The 18,819-nt window shown below is 70.5% G+C and carries 16 protein-coding genes; 9 read left to right on the forward strand and 7 right to left on the reverse strand.

Features of this window, described 5'->3' with window-relative positions; genetic code table 11:
• The first annotated feature begins 11 nt into the window (after positions 1–11).
• Both LZP97_RS08665 and LZP97_RS08670 read left to right on the forward strand, forming a co-directional pair.
• Positions 12–701, forward strand: a complete 690-nt coding sequence (locus LZP97_RS08665; protein WP_017681324.1) for a TMEM175 family protein — start codon at positions 12–14, stop codon at positions 699–701.
• Between the two features lie 99 nt (positions 702–800).
• On the forward strand, positions 801–3,596 hold the full coding sequence (locus LZP97_RS08670) for an AMP-binding protein (protein WP_040275119.1): 2,796 nt from the start codon (positions 801–803) through the stop codon (positions 3,594–3,596).
• A 13-nt stretch (positions 3,597–3,609) separates the two neighbouring features.
• Here the strand turns inward: LZP97_RS08670 and LZP97_RS08675 are convergent, their stop codons facing one another.
• The 5 genes from LZP97_RS08675 to LZP97_RS08695 form a co-directional block, all read right to left on the reverse strand.
• The gene (locus tag LZP97_RS08675; RefSeq protein ID WP_010595321.1) at positions 3,610–4,371 is read right to left on the reverse strand and encodes an amino acid ABC transporter ATP-binding protein; all 762 of its coding nucleotides are present in this window, start codon (positions 4,369–4,371) and stop codon (positions 3,610–3,612) included.
• Entirely contained in the window at positions 4,368–5,354 is a 987-nt protein-coding gene (locus tag LZP97_RS08680; RefSeq protein WP_010595320.1) for an amino acid ABC transporter permease, read from the reverse strand. The genes LZP97_RS08675 and LZP97_RS08680 overlap by 4 nt, the downstream gene beginning before the upstream one ends.
• A 14-nt stretch (positions 5,355–5,368) precedes the next feature.
• Positions 5,369–6,232: an ABC transporter substrate-binding protein gene (locus tag LZP97_RS08685; protein ID WP_048771153.1), complete on the reverse strand. Its 864-nt coding sequence runs from the start codon at positions 6,230–6,232 to the stop codon at positions 5,369–5,371.
• A gap of 131 nt (positions 6,233–6,363) precedes the next feature.
• Entirely contained in the window at positions 6,364–6,693 is a 330-nt protein-coding gene (locus LZP97_RS08690) for an antibiotic biosynthesis monooxygenase family protein (RefSeq protein ID WP_040275116.1), read from the reverse strand.
• A 121-nt stretch (positions 6,694–6,814) separates the two neighbouring features.
• On the reverse strand, positions 6,815–7,909 hold the full coding sequence (locus tag LZP97_RS08695; RefSeq protein ID WP_010595317.1) for an isocitrate/isopropylmalate dehydrogenase family protein: 1,095 nt from the start codon (positions 7,907–7,909) through the stop codon (positions 6,815–6,817).
• A 19-nt stretch (positions 7,910–7,928) separates the two neighbouring features.
• Here LZP97_RS08695 and LZP97_RS08700 point away from each other — a divergent pair, with 19 nt between their 5' ends.
• The 3 genes from LZP97_RS08700 (at position 7,929) to trxA (ending at position 10,193) form a co-directional block, all read left to right on the forward strand.
• Positions 7,929–8,447 (forward strand): 2'-5' RNA ligase family protein, encoded by a 519-nt coding sequence (locus LZP97_RS08700; protein ID WP_010595316.1) that lies wholly within the window; start codon positions 7,929–7,931, stop codon positions 8,445–8,447.
• Positions 8,448–8,685: 238 nt separating this feature from the next.
• The gene (locus tag LZP97_RS08705) at positions 8,686–9,693 is read left to right on the forward strand and encodes a GlxA family transcriptional regulator (RefSeq protein ID WP_017681329.1); all 1,008 of its coding nucleotides are present in this window, start codon (positions 8,686–8,688) and stop codon (positions 9,691–9,693) included.
• Positions 9,694–9,821: 128 nt separating this feature from the next.
• Positions 9,822–10,193 (forward strand): thioredoxin, encoded by a 372-nt coding sequence (trxA, locus tag LZP97_RS08710; RefSeq protein WP_003937902.1) that lies wholly within the window; start codon positions 9,822–9,824, stop codon positions 10,191–10,193.
• Between the two features lie 57 nt (positions 10,194–10,250).
• Here the strand turns inward: trxA and polA are convergent, their stop codons facing one another.
• On the reverse strand, positions 10,251–12,974 hold the full coding sequence (polA, locus tag LZP97_RS08715; protein ID WP_017681330.1) for a DNA polymerase I: 2,724 nt from the start codon (positions 12,972–12,974) through the stop codon (positions 10,251–10,253).
• A gap of 201 nt (positions 12,975–13,175) precedes the next feature.
• Between polA and LZP97_RS08720 the strand changes: the two genes are divergently transcribed.
• From LZP97_RS08720 to LZP97_RS08735, 4 genes are read left to right on the forward strand one after another with little or no spacing between them, the layout of a single operon-like run.
• Entirely contained in the window at positions 13,176–14,522 is a 1,347-nt protein-coding gene (locus LZP97_RS08720) for a branched-chain amino acid ABC transporter permease (protein ID WP_026137904.1), read from the forward strand.
• 5 nt (positions 14,523–14,527) lie between these two features.
• A complete protein-coding gene (locus LZP97_RS08725; RefSeq protein WP_040275126.1) occupies positions 14,528–15,517 on the forward strand; it encodes a branched-chain amino acid ABC transporter permease in 990 nt (329 codons plus the stop codon).
• The gene (locus LZP97_RS08730) at positions 15,510–16,550 is read left to right on the forward strand and encodes an ABC transporter ATP-binding protein (RefSeq protein WP_040275108.1); all 1,041 of its coding nucleotides are present in this window, start codon (positions 15,510–15,512) and stop codon (positions 16,548–16,550) included. The genes LZP97_RS08725 and LZP97_RS08730 overlap by 8 nt, the downstream gene beginning before the upstream one ends.
• A 5-nt stretch (positions 16,551–16,555) precedes the next feature.
• Positions 16,556–17,371: an ABC transporter ATP-binding protein gene (locus LZP97_RS08735; RefSeq protein ID WP_026137906.1), complete on the forward strand. Its 816-nt coding sequence runs from the start codon at positions 16,556–16,558 to the stop codon at positions 17,369–17,371.
• Positions 17,372–17,424: 53 nt separating this feature from the next.
• On the opposite strand, the gene LZP97_RS08740 is transcribed toward LZP97_RS08735, so the two are convergent.
• Positions 17,425–18,750, reverse strand: a complete 1,326-nt coding sequence (locus LZP97_RS08740; protein WP_010595309.1) for an ABC transporter substrate-binding protein — start codon at positions 18,748–18,750, stop codon at positions 17,425–17,427.
• Between the last annotated feature and the right edge of the window lie 69 nt (positions 18,751–18,819).

Consider the following 18,819-nt stretch of genomic DNA (forward strand, 5'->3'; position numbering starts at 1 on the left):
ATGGTCGTGGGGTGACGCCCGCCGAGGACGATTCCGGCGCGCCGCGCCCGCGCCACGACACCCCGCGACGCGGCGGCCGGTTGCTGCCCACCACGCGGCTCGACGCGTTCTCCGACGGAGTGTTCGCGATCGTCATCACCTTGCTCGTCCTCGAACTCGACGTACCCGAATCGGCAACCCGGCTGCTCGAGGACCTGCGTGCCGAATGGCCTTCGTTTCTGGGATACCTGGTCAGCTTCGCCTTCATCGGTGGGGTGTGGGTCGAGCACATCAACCTCACACGCGTGCTGCGGGCGGCCGACGCGGTCTTCCTGCGCCTGAACCTGTTGCTGCTGCTGTTCGTCTCCTTCCTGCCGTTCACCACCAGCCTGATGGCGACCCACCTGGCCGACGCGGCGCGACGACCGGCGACGGTGGCGTTCGGCGTGAACCTGACCCTGGCGATCCTGATGAGCAACGTGCTGGTCGTCTACGCCGTGCGCGCCGCCGACCTGACCGACGAGGCGGGCCGCGCCGAACTGCCGACGCTGGCCCGCGAGCGGTGGTCGGCGGCGGTACTCATGGCCGCCTCGACCGTGCTGGCGGCGTTCCTGCCGCAGCTCGCGGTGGCGTTCTATCTCGCGGCCGCCGTGCTCCTGCTCGCCGAGCCGTTCCGGCTTCTCCGGGTCCGCCGGCACCGAACGGGCACCGGACCGGGGTGAACCGGCCGGCCGGGGGCCTTCGGCCCTTCTCGTCGCCCGCACTCGCGCCTATGTTGGGCAGCAGGACGACCGGTCCCTCCCACAGGCGGCGAGACGACAGTGAGCGAGCCTACGATCTCGGGGCAGGACGATGCCCTGCTGCTGTCGGTGGTCCGCGATCTGGTGGCCGAGCGGTACACGATCGACCGCGCCGCCGGCACGCGCCTCGACAGCGTCTTCGATCGTGATCTCGGCCTCGACAGTCTCGCGGTCACCGAACTGTTCTCCCGTGTCGAAGAGGCCTTCGCGGTGCGCCTGCCCCGCGAGGCGCTCGGCACCGTGAGCACCCCGCGTCAGCTCCTGCAGGCGGTACACCGCGCACCCGCGCGGGAGCGCCGCGGTCCGGTGCCCGCGCGGCGGGCCGCGCCGGCACCCGCCGAACGGACCCCGGAGGCGACCGCCACCCTCACCGAGGCGCTCTCCTGGCACGCCCGCACCCATCCGGATCGTGTCCACCTGCGCATCCTCACCGAGGGACACCGGAGCGAGATCGGCTACGGCGAGCTGTACTCGGCGGCCGGCACCGTGTCCGCCGCACTGCTCGCCCGCGATCTGCGCCCCGGGGACGCGGTCGGTCTGATGCTGCCCACGGGCCGGGACTACTTCACGACGTTCACCGGCGTGCTCCTGGCCGGCGGTGTCCCCGTCCCGGTCTACCCGCCGGCACGTCCGTCCCAGCTCGCCGACCACCTCCGTCGCCAGGTGCGCATCCTCGACAATGCCCGGGTCCGTGTGCTGGTCACCGACCCGGAGGCCGCGGGCCTGGCCCGGTTGACGGCCGGCCAGGTGCAGACGGTGCGCCACGTCGTGACCCCGGGTGAACTGGCCGGGTACGGGGAGGCCGCCGGCGCCGCCCGCGCCGCCGGCGACATCGCACTGCTGCAGTACACCTCCGGCAGCACGGGTGATCCCAAGGGCGTGACCCTCACCCATGCGAATCTGCTCGCCGACATCCGGGCGATGGGCACGGCCGCCGAGGTCTCCCCCTCCGACGTGTTCGTCAGCTGGCTGCCCCTCTACCACGACATGGGGTTGATCGGCGCGTGGTTGTCGGGCCTGTACTTCGCGGTGCCGGTGGCGGTGATGTCGCCGCTGGAATTCCTCGGCCGGCCGGAGCGGTGGTTGTGGGCGATCCACACCCAGCACGGGACCCTGTCGGCGGCGCCGAACTTCGCCTACGAGTTGTGCCTGCGCAGAATCGCCGACGCCGATGTCGCCGGGCTCGATCTCGGCTCGCTGCGCATGCTGTTCGACGGTGCCGAAGCCGTGAATGCGGAGACGGTGCTCCGGTTCTGCGAGCGCTTCGCCGCCTACGGGCTCCGCCGTGAGGCCGTGGCCCCGGTCTACGGGCTGGCGGAGGCATGCGTCGGACTGACCTTCCCGCCCGTCGGGCGGGGCCCGGTGATCGACCGAGTCGACCGCGAGCGTTTCCTGCGGACGGGCCGCGCGGTGCCCGCCGGCGACGAGGTTCCGAACCCGTTGCGGTTCGTCGCCTGCGGCCACCCGCTCCCGGGGCACCGGATCCGGGTGGTCGACTCGGCTTCGAACGTGCTGGGCGACCGGCGCGAGGGCCGGATCGAGTTCCGCGGCCCCTCGGCCACCGCCGGGTACTACCGCAATCCGCAGGCGACCCGGGCACTGTCGCGGCACGGGTGGCTCGACACCGGCGATCTCGGCTATCTCGACGGCGGCGAACTCTACGTCACCGGTCGCGTCAAGGACCTCGTCATCCGGGCGGGCCGCAACCTGCACCCGGAGGAACTCGAGCGGGCGGTGGGCGAGATCCCCGGCATCCGGAAGGGCTGCGTGGCGGTGTTCGCGACCACCGCGCAGACGGGCGGCACCGAGCGCCTGGTCGTTCTGGCCGAGACACGCGAGACCGAAGCGGCCGTCCTCGACCGGCTCCGGGAACGCATCGTCGGGGCCGCGGTGGACCTGCTCGGGACCCCGCCGGACGACATCGTGCTCGCCCCGCCCGGAACGGTGCGCAAGACCTCGAGCGGAAAGATCCGCCGGTCGGCCACCCGGGAACGCTACGAACAGGGCGACATGCGGGCCCGTCCCCGGCCGGTGTGGTGGCAACTGACCCGGTTCGCCGTCCGCGGCGCGGTCCCGAGCCTGCGGCGCGCGGCACACCTGGTCCGGACCGGGGCGTTCGCCCTGTGGTGCTGGTCGACGGTCGTCGTGGTCGGCCTGCCGACCCTGGTCGCCGTGGCGGTGCTGCCTCGCCTTTCGGCGCGCCGCGCGGCCGCGGGCCGGGCCGCACGGGCCCTCGCGCGCCTGACTCGCACCCCGGTGACCGCGGACGGCACCGAGCATCTCGAGCGGTTGCCGGACTGTGTGGTGGTCGCCAACCACGCCAGCTTCCTGGACGCCATCGCGATGTCGGCGGTCCTGCCGGGCAGCTACACGTTCGTCGCCGGTGAGGTCTTCGAGCGCAAACCGTTCATCGGGTTCCTCCTGCGGCGGCTCGGGACGCGGTTCGTCGAGCGCACCGAACGCGAACAGAGCGTGGCCGACGCGGACCGGCTGGTCGAGGTGGCCCGCACCGGGGGGCGCCTGGTGGTCTTCCCCGAGGGCGCACTCTCGGAGGTCCCCGGGCTGCGGTCCTTCCGCCTGGGCGCGTTCGTGATCGCGGCGCGGGCGGGTCTTCCGGTGGTCCCGGTCGCGATCACCGGCACCCGCGCGATGATGTGGCCCGAGCACGGCAGGATCATCCACCGCGGGGCGGTCCACCTGGTCGTCGGCGAGCCGATCCTGCCGTCCGGGGACAGCTGGGACGCCGCTGTGGCGCTCGGGCGTGCGGCGCGCGCCGTGATCGCCGCGCACTGCGGAGAACCCGACGGCGGCCGCTGAGCGGGCCCGGACGCTAGAGCAGCTTCGACAGGAACGACTTCGTCCGTTCGTGCTGCGGATTGCGCAGCAACTCCTGCGGCGGGCCGGCTTCGACGACCACGCCGCCGTCCATGAACACCAGTTGGTCGGCGACCTCGCGGGCGAAGCCCATCTCGTGGGTGACCACCATCATCGTCATCCCGCCGGCGGCGAGGTCCCGCATGACCGCCAGCACCTCGCCGACGAGCTCGGGGTCCAGGGCGGAGGTGGGCTCGTCGAAGAGCATGAGCTTCGGTTCCATGGCCAGGGCGCGGGCGATGGCCACGCGTTGCTGCTGGCCGCCGGAGAGCTGAGCCGGGTAGGCGTCGGCTTTGGCCGCGAGCCCGACCTTGTCGAGCAGATCCCGGGCCAGTGCGACGGCGTCGGGGCGACGCATCTTCTTCACCAGCACGGGCGCCTCGACGACGTTCTCGAGGGCCGTGCGGTGCGGGAACAGGTTGAAGTGCTGGAAGACCATGCCGATCTCGCGGCGCTGCTTGGCCGCCGCGCGCGGGCTCAGCTCGTAGAGCTTGCCCCCGCGTTCGGCGTAGCCGACGAAGTGGCCGTCGACGTGCAGGCGGCCGGCGTCGATGTTCTCGAGGTGGTTGATGCAGCGCAGGAAGGTGGACTTGCCGGATCCGGAGGGTCCGATCAGGCAGGCGACGGTGCCGTCGGGCACCTCGAGGGACATGCCGTTGAGCACCCGCAGGGCGCCGTAGCTCTTGTAGACCCGGTCGGCCTGGACCATGGGCGTCATCGACGTTCTCCTCCGGGGATGTCGGGTGCCTGCGCGGCGCCGGGCTCGACGGGCACGGGCTTGCCCTGCGCGTCGGCGAGGGCCTGCAACTGCCGCGTCGTGAGCTGGCGGCTCAGGCCCTTCGAGTAGTGCCGTTCGAGGAAGTACTGGCCCACCATGAGCAGGCTGGTGATGGCCAGGTACCAGGTGGCGGCGACGAGCAGCAGCGGAATGGGCTGGAAGTTGGCGCCGGAGATGTCGCGGGCACGGCCGTAGAGCTCGAGGCTGTACGGCACCGCCGCGACCAGGGAGGTGGTCTTGAGCATGCTGATGAGTTCGTTGCCCGTCGGCGGGATGATCACCCGCATCGCCTGCGGCAGGATCGTCCGGCGGATGGTCTGCGACCACGACATGCCGAGCGCCACCGAGGCTTCCGTCTGGCCCTCGGGGACCGAGCCGATCCCGGCGCGCACGATCTCGGCCATGTAGGCGGCCTCGTTGAGGCCGAGTCCGATCACGGCGAACAGGAAGGCGGCGTTGATGCCCTGCAGGTCGATGTGCACGAACTGGTGCACGAACGGGATGCCGAGGTCGAGTTGTTTGTAGATCGAGGGGAACAGGCCCCAGAACACCAACTGCACGTAGACGGGGGTGCCGCGAAAGATCCACAGGTACACCCACGAGACGGTCTTGAGCACCGGGTTCGGGGACAGGCGCATGACCGCGAGGAGCACGCCGAGCAGGACGGCGAGCAGCATCGCCAGCACGGTCAGCTGCACGGTCTTCCAGGCCGCCTCGGTGATGCGCCGGTCGAACAGATACTGCGCGTACACGTCCCAGCGGTAGGCCTCGTTGGTGGCGGCGCCGTAGAGGAACAGCGCCAGCAGCACGGCGACGACGATGCCGGCGATCCAGCGGCCCGGCCGTCGCAGCGGCACGGCCTCGATGGTTTCCGGTTCGGTCTGCGGTTCCGGTCCGGTGAGGGAGGTCGGACGGTCGCTCATCGCACCCCTTTCGGTCAGCTCGTCGCCGCGTTGATCTGCGCGGTGTCGATGGTTCCTTCTTCCATGCCCCACCGCTGCGCGATCTGCGCGTAGACGCCGGAGTCGATGAGGTGCTGCATCGCCTGTTGCAGAACCGGTCCGAGAGGCGAGCCCTTCGCGACGACGAAACCGTAGGGAGCGGCGTCGAACACGGGTCCGGCGGTTTCGAGCCGGCCGTCGCTGCGGGCGATCGCGTACGCAGTGATCGGCGAGTCGGCCGAGAGCGCGTCGACGCGGCCGAGGATGAGGGCGTTGGTGGCCTCGTCCTGGCTGTCGTACTTGACCTTGTCGATCGGGGGTTTGCCCGCGGCGACGCAGGCTTCGCTCTTGGCGGGCACCTCGTCGATGTCCTCGTAGGTGGTGGTCTGCACCGCGACGCGCAGCCCGCACGCGTTGTCGGGGTCGACGTCGTCACCGACGCGCTGCGCCCACTGCACCCCGGCGCTGTAGTAGGTGACGAAGTCGACGGACTGCTCGCGTTCCTTCGTGTCGGTGAACGACGACGAGCCCATGTCGAACGTGCCCGCCTGGACGGCGGGGATGATGCGGTCGAAGTCGGATTCGTTGAACACCGGGCGCACGCCGAGAACGTCGCCGAGGGCCTCGACGAGTTCGACGGCGAAACCGACGATGCGGCCGTCGTCGTCCTTGAACTCGTTCGGGGCGTAGGGCACGTTGACGCCCACCTTCAGCTCGCCGGTCGCCGCGACGGTCGCCGGGAGCTGGTCGGCGACCGCATCGACCCGATCGGCGCCGACCCGGTCACCGGGCGGCACGGTCGACTCGGTGTTGACGACGCAGCCGGACAGGACCGCGGCCGTCAGCAGCGCACCGAGCAGGCCCGCCCTGAGGCGTCGACGGCCGGTCGGTCCGGGAGATGCTGGTTCGTCCACAACCGCACAGTATCCATCGGCGGGCCCGTATTGCGGAATCCGCTCCGAACAGACCCGGCGGCGCCGGTCGTACCTGCCTACCGGGTACCGGGGTCGACCGGTACGTAGTTGCCGACGTCCGCGACGACACCGAGCTCGAGGCGGAACGCGGCCGGGTCGAACCCCCGGCGGGCGTGGCGTTCCTGCAGGACCGTCCGGGCCTCGTGCAGCGCCGTGGGATCCGCCCAGCGCACCACGGTGACGATGTTGTATTCGCTCGGCCCGGAGCACAGTTCGACGACGTCGTCGCCGCGGAAGCCGGGCTGGGTGCGCAGGTCGCGGTGGGTCTCGTGGACCGCGGCGAGGAAGGTCTCCCGTGCGGCCGCGGGAACGGCGAACTTGTCGATGCGCAGGATCTCGGTGGTCATGGCGGCCACGCTAGAACCTCGAGCCGACTCGAGGTCAACAGCTGCGAGCTCGGCCACGACTCGAGCTGCGAGCTCAGCGACGACTCGAGCTGCGAGCTCGGCGACGACTCGAGCTGCGAGCTCAGCGACGCAGCGTGCGGGCGACGACGGTCTCGGTGAATTCCGCGGTGGAGGCGAGTCCCCCGAGATCGGCGGTGGCCACGCCGGCCTCGACGGTCGCCTCGACGGCGTGCTCGATCCGGCGGGCGGCGGCGACGAACTCGGGCAGGTCGTGGACGGTGCCGAGCCGGTCGAGGAGCATCGCGGCGGACAGGATGAGGGCCGTGGGATTGGCGCGGTTGCGGCCGGCGATGTCGGGGGCCGCCCCGTGGGCGGCCTGCGCCATGGCCTGGGTGTCGGAAGCGTTGATCGACGCCGCGGTGCCGAGCGAGCCGGACAGCTCGCCCGCGAGGTCGGAGAGGATGTCGCCGAACATGTTCTCGGTCACGACGACGTCGTAGTCGCCCCCGTGGCGGACGAGGTGGGCGGCCATGGCGTCGACGTGCTCGTCGTCCACCGTGACCGACGGATACCGGGCGCCGACCTCTCGGCACACGTCCCGGAACAGGCCGGTGGTCAGGGACAGCACGTTGGCCTTGTGCACGATGGTGAGGCGGTGGCGACGACGGGCGGCGAGCCGGAAGGCGGTGTGGGCGATGCGTTCGGAGGCGGCCCGGGTGACGACGCCGACGGCGAGCGCGACGTCGGGGGTGGGCATGAATTCGCCGCTGCCGACGGCCATGTTGCGGTCGGCGTAGAGCCCTTCGGTGTTCTCCCGCACGATGACGAGGTCCATGTGCGGTGACACGGCGCGGACGCCGGGCAGGGCGCGGGCGGGACGGATGTTGGCGTAGAGGCCGAACCGCTTGCGAATCTGTCCGCCCGGCGTGAGCTGGGCCCGGAACGGGTCGGGGTAGGCCGCGCTGTCGTGCGGTCCGAGGATCCACGACCCCAGGCCGGCGAGGGCGTCGAGGGTGGACTCGGGGGTGGGGGTGCCGTGGGTGGCGATCGCATCGGCGCCGAGCGGCAGCGGCACCCAGTCGATCTGCGGGCCGTGCGAGGCGGCGACGGCGGCATCGACCACCCGCCGGGCGGCCGGGACGATCTCGTGACCGATCCCGTCTCCCTCGAGCAGTCCGATGCGGTGCGGGGCGGGGATTGCGACGGCGTCGGTCATGGGGCAATCATTACCCACCATGGTGCAGTCGGTGGAACTGCTCCTCGACGACCGCCTGGATCAGGCCGTCCGCGAGGAATGGGCGCGCTTGCTGGACGTGGGGCTGGTCAGTCAGGCCCGCAACCGGTCCGAGTCGAACCGCCCGCACATCACGCTCGCGGTCGCCGCATCGATCCCACCGGGGGTGGAAGGGGCGATGCGGGAGCGGATCACGGGCGAGCCGTTGCCGGTGCGGCTCGGGGGGATGGTGCTGTTCGGCTCGCGTACCGCGACGGTGGCGCGGCTGGTGGTGCCCACGGCCGAACTGCTCGAGCTGCAGCGGGTGGTGTTCGAGCTGATCGACGGCTGTCCGGGTGTTCCCCCGCACATCCGGCCCGGCGAGTGGACCCCGCACGTGACCCTGGCCCGTCGAGTGCCGCCGGGCCGGCTCGGCTCGGCGCTCACGGCGACCCGTGCGGGCACCCGGGAGCTGACGGGCGTGTCGGCGGGCATCCGGCGGTGGGACGGCGAGGCGCGGCGCGAGTGGCGGGTGGTGTGACGCCGCGCCGCCGCGGGCCGGTCCCGGATCAGACGCGGTAGTCGCCGAACTGGGTCTCCTCACGGTGGGTGTCGGGCGTCCGGCCGGTCAGCGCCAGGGCGTCGAGCACCACGAACACGACGAGGACGAGCAGGAGGACGGTCATGGTCTCAGCCTCGTCCGCGGGCGCACCTGCCGACAGCGGCAGGAACGACATGTAGCGTCGTTTTCCGGCCAATCCGATGGCAGACTGGGTGACATGCTGACGACGGTGGTCGTGCCGCTACTCCCCCGCACCGAGGTCTTCGAACTCGGTGTCGCCTGTGAGGTGTTCGGGTTCGACCGCTCCGACGACGGGTTGCCCGTGTACGACTTCAGCCTCGTCGCGGGCAGTCCCCACCCGGTCACCACCCGATTCGGGTACACGATCGACGTCCCCTACGACCTCGATCGCCTCGACGACGCGGATCTGATCGTGATTCCCGCCGGCGGCACCGGGATCGCCGACCGCGACGAGTCGTTCGTGTGCGGCGCCGGCGGCGAGATCGCCGATCTGGAGCCACTGTTCGCGAAGCTGCGCGCCGCGGTCGATCGCGGCGCGCGGGTCGCGAGCCTGTGCACGGGTGCCTTCGTCCTGGGTGCGGCCGGGCTGCTCGACGATCGCCGCTGCACCACCCACTGGCGCCACGCGGCGCAGCTGGCCGCACGCTTCCCGTCCGCGAAGGTCGATCCGGACGTGCTCTACGTCGACGACGACCCGGTGTTCACCAGCGCCGGCACCGCCGCCGGCATCGACCTGTGCCTGCACATCGTGCGCAGGGAGCAGGGTTCCGACGTGGCCAACGGCATCGCGCGCCGGATGGTGGTCCCGCCGCACCGCGACGGCGGGCAGGCCCAGTACGTCGCCATGCCGCTGCCGACGGCACCCGCCGAAACCCTCGCGCCGCTGCTCGACTGGATGACCGAGCACCTCGACGAGGATCTGCCCGTGGCGGCGCTCGCCGCGAAGGCACACATGTCCCCGCGGACCTTCGCGCGGCGGTTCCTGGCCGAGACCGGGACGACGCCCGCCCGCTGGTTGCGCGATCAGCGGGTCTTCGCCGCCCAGCGGTTGCTCGAGAGCACGGACCTGCCCGTCGACGCGGTCGCCGACCGCGTCGGGTTCGGGACCGCCGCGGTCCTGCGGCAGCACTTCCTGCGTCTGCGCCGCACCACGCCGCACACCTACCGTCGCACGTTCCGCGCCGGGTCCGGCCTCGGGCGATGATCCGCCCCGAGGTCGGGGCCCGCCGCGGTGTCGGCGAGGTGGGTATCCCCGGCCGGAGCGGGTACCCGCGGGAAGAAACGGTCGCGACGGGACGTTGACGCGATCAGTACCCGACCGAAAGGATCCCTGTGGCCACCCAGACTCTCACCCAGCAGAACTTCGACGACATCATCACCGGTAACGACGTGGTCCTCGTCGACTTCTGGGCGTCGTGGTGCGGGCCGTGCCGCTCCTTCGCCCCCACGTTCGAGTCGTCCTCGGAGAAGCACCCGGACGTCGTGCACGCCAAGGTCGACACCGAAGCCGAACAGGGCATCGCGGCGGCGGCGAACATCCGGTCCATCCCCACGATCATGGCGTTCCGGGAAGGCATCCTCGTGTTCAACCAGGCCGGGGCCCTGCCGCCGGCCGCGCTCGAGGATCTCGTGACCCAGGTCAAGGCCCTCGACATGGACGAGGTACGCCGGCAGATCGCCGAACAGAACCAGAAGCAGGGCTAGCACCGGCTCCGGCGCACTCCCGGCGCGACCGGGAGTGCGCCTGCCCGCGCCGGGCGGTCAGTGCGCGGCGGCGTCCCAGCTGCGTCCGGACCCGACCGAGACGTCCAGCGGGACGGACAGTTCGATGACCGAGGCCATCTTGTCCCGCACCAGCTGCTGCACCCGTTCGCGCTCGTCGGCGGTCACCTCGAGCACCAGCTCGTCGTGCACCTGCAGGAGCATGCGCGAACGCAGTCCGGCCTCGCGCAGCGCCGTCTGCACGTCGATCATCGCGACCTTGATGATGTCGGCGGCGGTGCCCTGGATCGGGGCGTTGAGCGCGGCGCGTTCGGCGACCTCGCGGCGCTGCCGGTTGTCGCTGTTCAGGTCCGGCAGGTAGCGGCGGCGGCCGTAGAGGGTGGAGGTGTAGCCGTCCTTGCGGGCCTGTTCGACGACGGCGTGCAGGTAGTCGCGCACGCCGCCGAAGCGGTTGAAGTACGCCTCCATCTGTTCGCGGGCCTCGTCGGTGGAGATCTTCAGCTGCTGCGCCAACCCGTACGCGCTGAGCCCGTACGCCAAGCCGTACGACATCGCCTTGACCCGCCGCCGCAGTTCGGGGGTGACCTCCTCGATCGGCACCCCGAAGGCCCGGGAGCCGACGAAACTGTGCAGGTCCTCGCCGGTGTTGAAGGCCTCGATCAGCCCCTCGTCCCCGGAGAGGTGGGCCATGATCCGCATCTCGATCTGGCTGTAGTCCGCGGTGAGCAGCAGGTCGTAGCCGGGGCCGACGACGAACGCGTCGCGGATGTGCCGGCCCGCCTCCGTGCGCACCGGGATGTTCTGCAGATTCGGCTCGGTCGAGGAGAGCCGGCCGGTGGCCGCCACGGTCTGGTTGAAGGTGGTGTGGATGCGGCCGTCGTCGGCGATGGATTTGATCAGACCGTCGACCGTGGTCTTCATCTTCATCGCTTCCCGGTGGGCGAGCAGATGCTCGAGGAACGGGTGCCCGGTCTGCTCGAACAGGTTCTGCAGTGCCTCGGCGTCAGTGGTGTAGCCGGTCTTGGTCTTCTTCGTCTTCGGCATGTCCAGCTCGTCGAACAGCACCACCTGCAGCTGCTTCGGTGAGCCGAGGTTGATCTGTTTGCCGATCACGTCGTAGGCGGCCGACGCGGCGGCGGCGACGTCCGCGACGAAGCCGGACTGCAGGTCCTCCAGCCGTTCGGCCTCGACTGCGATGCCGGTTGTCTCGAGGTCGGCGAGGACCCCCAGCAGGGGCAGTTCCATGTCGGTCAGCAGGGCGGTGGACTCGATCTCTTCGAGTTCGGTGGCCAGGGCCGCGGCGAGGTCCACCACCGCCCGGGCCTGCAGAATCGCCGACTCGGCGGCCTTCGCGTCCGCGGCATCGGCGTCGTCGAGCAGCGAGAGCTGCTGCTCCCCCGACTCCTCGACCCGCAGTTCCCGCTTGAGGTAGCGCAGGGACAGGTCGTCGAGATTGAAGCTGCGCTGACCGGGACGCACCAGGTAGGCCGCGAGGGCGGTGTCGCTGGTGACCCCGGCCAACGTCCAGCCGCGGCCGCGCAGTGCGTGCAGGGCGCCCTTCGCCTCGTGCAGCGCCTTGGGCACCGTCGCGTCGGCCAGCCAGCCGGTCAGCGCCGTCTCGTCCTCGGGCGTGAGGGTCGTGGTGTCCACGTACGCCCCCTCCCCGTCGGCCGCGGCGATCGCCACGGCCGTGGCGTCACCGCCGTACGGAACACAGGACCCGAGCACGGTGATCCCGTGCCGCGCACCCGGCCCGGCATGCTCGGCCAGCCACCCGGTGAGCGCGCCCGGCTCGAGCACGCCGCCGCGCACCTCGAAGCCCTCCTCGGCCTCGGGTTCGACCGAGCTGAGCGTCGCGAACAGCCGGTCGCGCAGCACCTTGAACTCGAGGTCGTCGAACAACCGGTGGATGCGGTCGCGGTCCCAGGGAGCCAGCGCCAGCTGGTCGGGGGTGTAGGGCAGGGTCATGTCCCGCACCATCTCGGTGAGCTGACGGTTGAGCAGCACGCTCGACAGGTGCGCCCGCAGAGCGTCGCCGGTCTTCCCGCGGACCTCGTCGACGCGGTCGACGAGGTCGGTGAGGCTCCCGAACTCGCGGATCCACTTGGCGGCGGTCTTCTCCCCCACGCCCGGGATCGACGGCAGGTTGTCGCTCGGATCCCCGCGCAGCGCCGCGAAGTCCGGGTACTGCTGCGGGGTCAGCCCGTACTTCTCCTCCACCGCCGCCGGCGTGAACCGCGTCAGGTCCGACACTCCGCGCCGGGGGTACAGGACGGTGACGTCGTCGGTGACCAGCTGCAGGGAGTCCCGGTCGCCGGTGACGACGAGCACCCGATATCCCTGGGCCGCGGCCTGCGTGGCCAGGGTGGCGATGATGTCGTCGGCCTCGAAACCGGCCTCGGCCATCACCGGGATACCCAGGGCCCCGAGCACGTCCTTGGTGATGTCGATCTGACCGCGGAACTCGTCCGGCGCGGAGCTGCGGTTGGCCTTGTACTCGGGGTACGCCGTCGCCCGGAACGTGTCGCGGTTGACGTCGAACGCGGCGGCGACGTGGGTGGGTTGCTCGTCGCGCAGCAGGTTGATGAGCATGGAGGTGAACCCGTACACCGCGTTGGTGGTCTGGCCGCTGTGGGTCTTGAAGTTCTCCGCCGGCAGGGCGTAGTACGCGCGGAACGCCAGGGAATGCCCGTCGAGCAGCAACAGGGTCGGTCGGTCGCCGCCGGAGGCGGCGGGTGCGGAGGAGGTCGATGCGCGAGTCACGGTTCCTCAGTCTAGGGACCGGCTCGGACAACCCGGACCCACCGCGACCGTGTGCGCGGCGCGGCGCGGCGAAACAGAACAGATACGCGGCGGAAATCGCAGAGCGCCGTGGAACGCTGTTGCAGCCGCTAAAGTCCGGTTCCACGACGCCGGTGCCCCGGCGGCGCGCACGACGACCCCGACGTGATCCGGAGGACCTGCGTGGCCCCATTCGTGCCGCTCCGGGAGCGATGGCCGGTCCCTCGGCTCGCCCCGACACTCCTGCTGCTGCTGCTCGCGCTCGCCGGTCTCGGAGCCGGGATCGGGACCGCGGTCGCGCAGGAGCCCACGCCCCCGCCGGCACCGGTCACCACCGCTCCGCAGCCGAGCGAGGGGGTGCGGGTCAGCGGCAGCCTCAACAACGCCGGGCAGCGCCTCGGCGGGGTCACGGTCCGGGCCCGCGACACCACGGGCGCCGAGGTCGCCGAAGCGACCTCGGCCGCCGACGGCCGGTGGGAGCTGACCGTGCCCCCCGGCACCTACACGTTCGAGGTGGACGAGCAGTCCCTCCCCGACGAGGTCAGCGTGCAGGCCACCGTCCAGCGCGACGTCGTCGCCGGGCGGGCGAACACGGTCATCTTCTCGTTCGGCGAGTCGCGTTCCGGGTTCGGCACCTCCGGGTGGGAGACGGTGATCCGCACCGTCGTCGACGGACTCCGGTTCGGCCTGGTGATCGCGATCGCCGGGGTCGGGTTGAGTCTGATCTTCGGAACCACCGGCCTGACGAACTTCGCGCACGGGGAACTCGTGACCCTCGGCGCGGTGGCCGCGTGGATCTTCAACGTGAGCCTGGGCATCCAGTTGATCCCCGCGACGCTGCTCGCCATCGCGGTGGGCATCGCCATCGGCCTGCTCAACAACGGGCTGATCTGGGCGCCCCTGCGGCGGCGGCGCACCGGCCTGATCGCCCAGCTCGTCGTGTCGATCGGCCTCGCGATCTCGCTGCGCTACCTGATCCTCGCGCTGTTCTCCGACCGGGCCGAGCCGTTCGCCGACTACCAGGGCCAGCGCCAACTGGAATGGGGCCCGATCGCGATCACCCCGGTGAACCTGGCGTGCATCGTCGTCAGCCTCGTCGTGCTCGTCGGAGTCGCCCTGCTCGTCCAGCGCACCCGCATCGGCAAGGCCATGCGCGCGGTGGCCGACAACCGGGACCTGGCGGCGGCCTCGGGCATCGACGTCGAACGCGTCGTCCGGTTCGTGTGGGGACTCGGGGGCGGACTCGCGGCCCTCGGCGGGGTGTTGTTCGGTCTGTCCGAGCTCGGCGGTCGCGTCCAGTGGGAGATGGGCTTCAAGCTGCTGCTGCTGATGTTCGCCGGGATCACCCTCGGTGGGCTGGGCACCGCGTACGGGGCGCTGCTGGGCTGCGTGATCGTCGGCCTGCTCGTGCAGTTGTCGACGCTGATCATCAACCCCGACCTGAAGTACATCGGTGGCCTGCTCGTGTTGATCGTCGTCCTCGTCGTCCGTCCGCAGGGCATTCTCGGCAGCCGGGCCAGGGTGGGGTGAGCGCCGTGGATCTCGTTGCCGTTCTCCAGGTTTCCTTCGCCCAGTTGATCGGGCCGTCGGCGATCTTCTACGCGCTGCTCGCCATCGGACTGAATCTGCACTTCGGGTACGCCGGACTGCTCAACTTCGGCCAGATCGGATTCGCCCTGCTCGGCGGGTACGGCGTGGGGATCATGACCGTCACCTACGACCAGCCCCTGTGGCTCGGCATCCTCGTCGGCCTGGCGGCGTCGGCCCTGCTGGCTCTGGTGCTGGGCATCCCCACCCTGCGGTTGCGCGCCGACTACCTCGCCATCGTCACCATCGCCGCCTCCGAGATCCTGCGGCTGGTGTTCCGCTCCACCGCATCGGATCCGGTGACCGGCTCGACCAACGGACTGTTCGGGTTCGCCGGACCGTTCACCCAGCTCAGCCCGTTCGACTCCGGGCGGCAGTACTCGCTGCTCGGGATGCGGTTCTACGGCGACGACCTGTGGGCGATGGTCGTGGGCTGGTCCCTGGTGCTGGCGCTGTGCGGTCTGGTGTACCTGCTCAGTCACAGCCCGTGGGGGCGAGTGCTCAAGGCGGTCCGCGAGGACGAGGACGCCGCCCGATCGCTCGGCAAGAACGTGTTCGTGTACAAGATGCAGGCGCTGGTGCTCGGTGGCACGATCGGCGGGCTCGGTGGCATCTTCAACGCGCTGCAGACCAAGTCGATCAACCCCGACTTCTACTCGACCGCCCAGACGTTCTTCGCCTTCGGCGCCCTGATCCTCGGGGGCGCCGCCACCGTGTTCGGTCCCGTCCTCGGCGCGATGCTGTTCTGGTTCCTGCTCACCATTCCCGATGCCCTGCTGCGCCAGGCCATCTCGGGTCCGGACCCGCTGCTGGCCCTGTCCGAGCAGCAGGTCGGCGCGATGCGCTACATCCTCCTCGGCGTGCTCATCGCCGTCATGATGGTGTTCCGGCCCCAAGGTATCCTCGGCAACAAGCGGGAGGTGCAGCTCGATGCCTGACGCGACCCTGCCCGCGGCACAGCGTTCCGCCCTGTTCGACACCGTGGCCCGCGAGCCCGGCGCGGCCAAACCGGATCCGGTCCTCGTGGTGGACGCGCTCTCCCGAACCTTCGGCGGTCTCCGGGCGGTCGACGTGGCGCACCTCGAGATCCAGCGCGGCTGCATCACCGGCCTGATCGGGCCGAACGGCGCCGGCAAGACCACGCTGTTCAACCTGCTCACCGGGTTCGACCGACCCGACACGGGGACCTGGAGCATGGACGGGACGTCGCTCGGACGTCTGCACCCGCACCAGCTCGCGCGCCGCGGGATCGTGCGGACGTTCCAGCTCACCAAGGCGCTGTCGAAGATGACCGTGCTCGACAACGTGCGGCTCGGTGCGACGGGCCAGCGGGGGGAACGGATGCTCGCAGCGTTGCTGCCGTGGACGTGGCACCGGCAGGAACGTGCCGTCACCGAACGTGCCCGCGAGATGCTGGCGCGGTTCGCCCTCGACGCGAAGGCCGACGACCTGGCCGGTTCCCTGTCCGGTGGGCAGCGCAAGCTCCTCGAGATGGCCCGGGCCCTGATGACCGAACCGGCGGTGGTCATGCTCGACGAGCCGATGGCCGGGGTCAATCCCGCGCTGACGCAGACACTCCTCGGGCACATCAAGACCCTGCGCGACGACGGCACGACCGTCGTGTTCGTCGAGCACGACATGGACGTCATCCGCGACATCTCCGACTGGGTGGTGGTGATGGCGCAGGGATCGGTGATCGCCGAGGCTCCGCCGGACCAGCTGTCCTCGAATCCGGCCGTCGTCGACGCCTATCTCGGCAGCCACCACGACCAGGTGCTCGAGTTCGACGACGAGGGCAACCCCGTCGGCGCCACGGCCGCGCTCGCCGTGGCGATGGAGGAGGCCGAGGCCCAGACCCTCGAGACCGGTGGCGACCTGTCCGAGCCGGACGCCATCGTCCTCGGCGACCTGCCCGACGGGACCGGACGGCCCGGGCCCGGTACCGAGCCTCCGACGCAGGAGAAGCCGTGAGCGAGATGCCGCCCCCCGAACCGGCGCAGACGACCGCAGCCGAGCGCGCGGCCACCGCCGAGGAACACGCCCGCCTCGCCGAGGGGGCACTGGTGCGCGCCGACGACATCGTCGCCGGGTACTTCCCCGGCGTCGACATCCTGCGCGGCTGCAACTTCTTCCTCCGCGACGGCGAGATCGTCGGCATCATCGGACCCAACGGTGCCGGCAAGTCGACCCTGCTCAAGGCGCTGTTCGGGCTGATCCCCGTGCGACGCGGCACGGTGACGCTGCGTGGCGACGACATCACCGCCGCTCCCGCGCACGTCCTGGTGCGCAAGGGGCTCGGCTACGTGCCGCAGACCCGCAACGTGTTCCCGTCACTGACCATCGAGGAGAACCTCGAGATGGGAATCTACCTGCGGCCCAAGCAATTCGACCAAAGGTTCGCGTTCGTCGCGGAGTTGTTCCCGCTCCTCGGTGAGCGCCGCAAGGTCAAGGCCGCGACCCTGTCCGGCGGTGAGCGGCAGATGGTGGCGATGGGCCGGGCGCTGATGATGGATCCGTCCGTGCTGCTGCTCGACGAACCGTCGGCGGGCTTGTCGCCGATGTTCCAGGACGAGGTGTTCATCCGCTGCAAGAAGATCAACGCCGCGGGGGTGTCGATCATCATGGTGGAACAGAACGCCCGCCGGTGCCTGCAGATCTGCGACCGCGGCTACGTGCTCGACCAGGGCCGCAACGCCTACACCGACACCGGACCGAACCTCATGCACGACCCGAAGGTCGTCGAGTTGTACCTCGGGACGCTCGCCGGCAGCAGGGAGCAGAAGCACAACTGACGTTGGGCGGGCCGGGAACCGATCCGGTTCCCGGCCCGCCCACCGAGTCGTCGTCACTCACCGACCACGATGTAGTCCTCCGTGGTGAGCGTGTTGTCCGGCCCGAACACCAGGTGCCCGTACGATCCGATCCCCGGCTCGCCGGCGTCGGTGAACTCGAGTCGGCCGGTGACACCGTCGTAGTCGATGTCCTGGCCCCCGCGCAGCAGATCGACGCACTGCTGGTAGCTGGTACACGTCGTGCCGCCCTGGGTGACGTCGTTGATGTTCGCGGCGATGTCCACACCGGCGGTGGAACCGGCCTGTTCCGCCGCGAGCGCCGAGATCACCACGGCGTCGTAGGACTCGCCGGAATAGTTGAAGTCGATCAGCGCGGGATCGACGGCCCGGAGCCGATTCTGGAAGTCCGGTCCGACGTCCGTGAGCGGCGTGGTGCCACGCATCGTGTCCAGCAGTCCCGGCGCGACGGCCTCACCGAGGGCATTGCCCATGTTTCCGTCCACGCCGTAGACGAGCATCCCGTCGGCCGGCCCGATGCCCACCTCGTGCATGCGGGTGAGAATCTTCGCGGACTCCTCGAACCCGATGAGCGCCACGGCGTCGGGCCCGAAGTTCTTGATCTGGTCGACCTCGGCGTTGAAGGACTGCGCGTTGGGGTCGTAGATGATCTTCTGGATCTGATCCTCCGGCACGCCGGCCTCGACGAGGTTGTTCTGGGTGTTGGTGGCCAGGCCGGTGCCGTACGGGTCGTTGAGCGCGATGATCGACACCCGCTGGGCACCGTCGTCCGAGATCAGCTGCGCCAGCGCCTGGGCCTGCAGCACATCGGTGGGGGCGGTGCGGAAGTACAGCCCCTTGTCGGGGTAACACACGAACTGGTCGGAGGTGTTCGCCGGCGAGAACATCACCACCCCGGCGCCGGTGATCTTGTCGATCACCTTCAACGACACCGACGACGAGGCCGCGCCCACGATCACCTGGGTTCCCGCCGCGAGCTCCCGGTCCACCGTGGAATTCGCCGTGTCGGTCGTGGTGTCGCCCGAGTCGCCGGTGATCAGTTCCACCGGCTGGTTCAGCACACCGCCGGCGGCGTTCACGTCGTCCACCGCGAGTCGCACCGCCGCCACCTCGGGCGGCCCGAGGAAGGCGAGGCTGCCGGTCTCGGGTAGCAGGGTGCCGATCTTGAGCGGTGTCGTCACCGGGGTGGCCCCGGCGGTCGCCTGCGCGGGTTCGCAGTCGGTGGTCACGGTCGTCGCCGACGCTGCGCTGTCACCGGAACCGCCCGTGGCGGAATCGTCGCTGTCCGAGCTACACCCCGCAAGGGCGAGAGACGCTGCTCCGAACACCGCAGCGGCGCGGACGAAGGTCCGTCTGGCCATCCAACTCTCCTTCGGTCGGCATGCACACCGTCTCCGGATACGTCACCGGGACGTGGCCAGAAACCTATC

It is taken from the genome of Rhodococcus sp. DMF-1 (assembly GCF_021441945.1).
Classification (GTDB): domain Bacteria; phylum Actinomycetota; class Actinomycetes; order Mycobacteriales; family Mycobacteriaceae; genus Rhodococcus; species Rhodococcus ruber.

What these genes read in the sequence shown, in the direction of transcription:
- LZP97_RS08675 (WP_010595321.1), bottom strand. Translation starts at nt 4,371, where the DNA reads ATGACGCCCATGGTCCAGGCCGACCGGGTCTACAAGAGCTACGGCGCC.
- LZP97_RS08680 (WP_010595320.1), bottom strand. Translation starts at nt 5,354, where the DNA reads ATGAGCGACCGTCCGACCTCCCTCACCGGACCGGAACCGCAGACCGAA.
- LZP97_RS08690 (WP_040275116.1), bottom strand. Translation starts at nt 6,693, where the DNA reads ATGACCACCGAGATCCTGCGCATCGACAAGTTCGCCGTTCCCGCGGCC.
- LZP97_RS08695 (WP_010595317.1), bottom strand. Translation starts at nt 7,909, where the DNA reads ATGACCGACGCCGTCGCAATCCCCGCCCCGCACCGCATCGGACTGCTC.
- LZP97_RS08700 (WP_010595316.1), top strand. Translation starts at nt 7,929, where the DNA reads ATGGTGCAGTCGGTGGAACTGCTCCTCGACGACCGCCTGGATCAGGCC.
- LZP97_RS08705 (WP_017681329.1), top strand. Translation starts at nt 8,686, where the DNA reads ATGCTGACGACGGTGGTCGTGCCGCTACTCCCCCGCACCGAGGTCTTC.
- LZP97_RS08730 (WP_040275108.1), top strand. Translation starts at nt 15,510, where the DNA reads ATGCCTGACGCGACCCTGCCCGCGGCACAGCGTTCCGCCCTGTTCGAC.
- LZP97_RS08735 (WP_026137906.1), top strand. Translation starts at nt 16,556, where the DNA reads ATGCCGCCCCCCGAACCGGCGCAGACGACCGCAGCCGAGCGCGCGGCC.
- LZP97_RS08740 (WP_010595309.1), bottom strand. Translation starts at nt 18,750, where the DNA reads ATGGCCAGACGGACCTTCGTCCGCGCCGCTGCGGTGTTCGGAGCAGCG.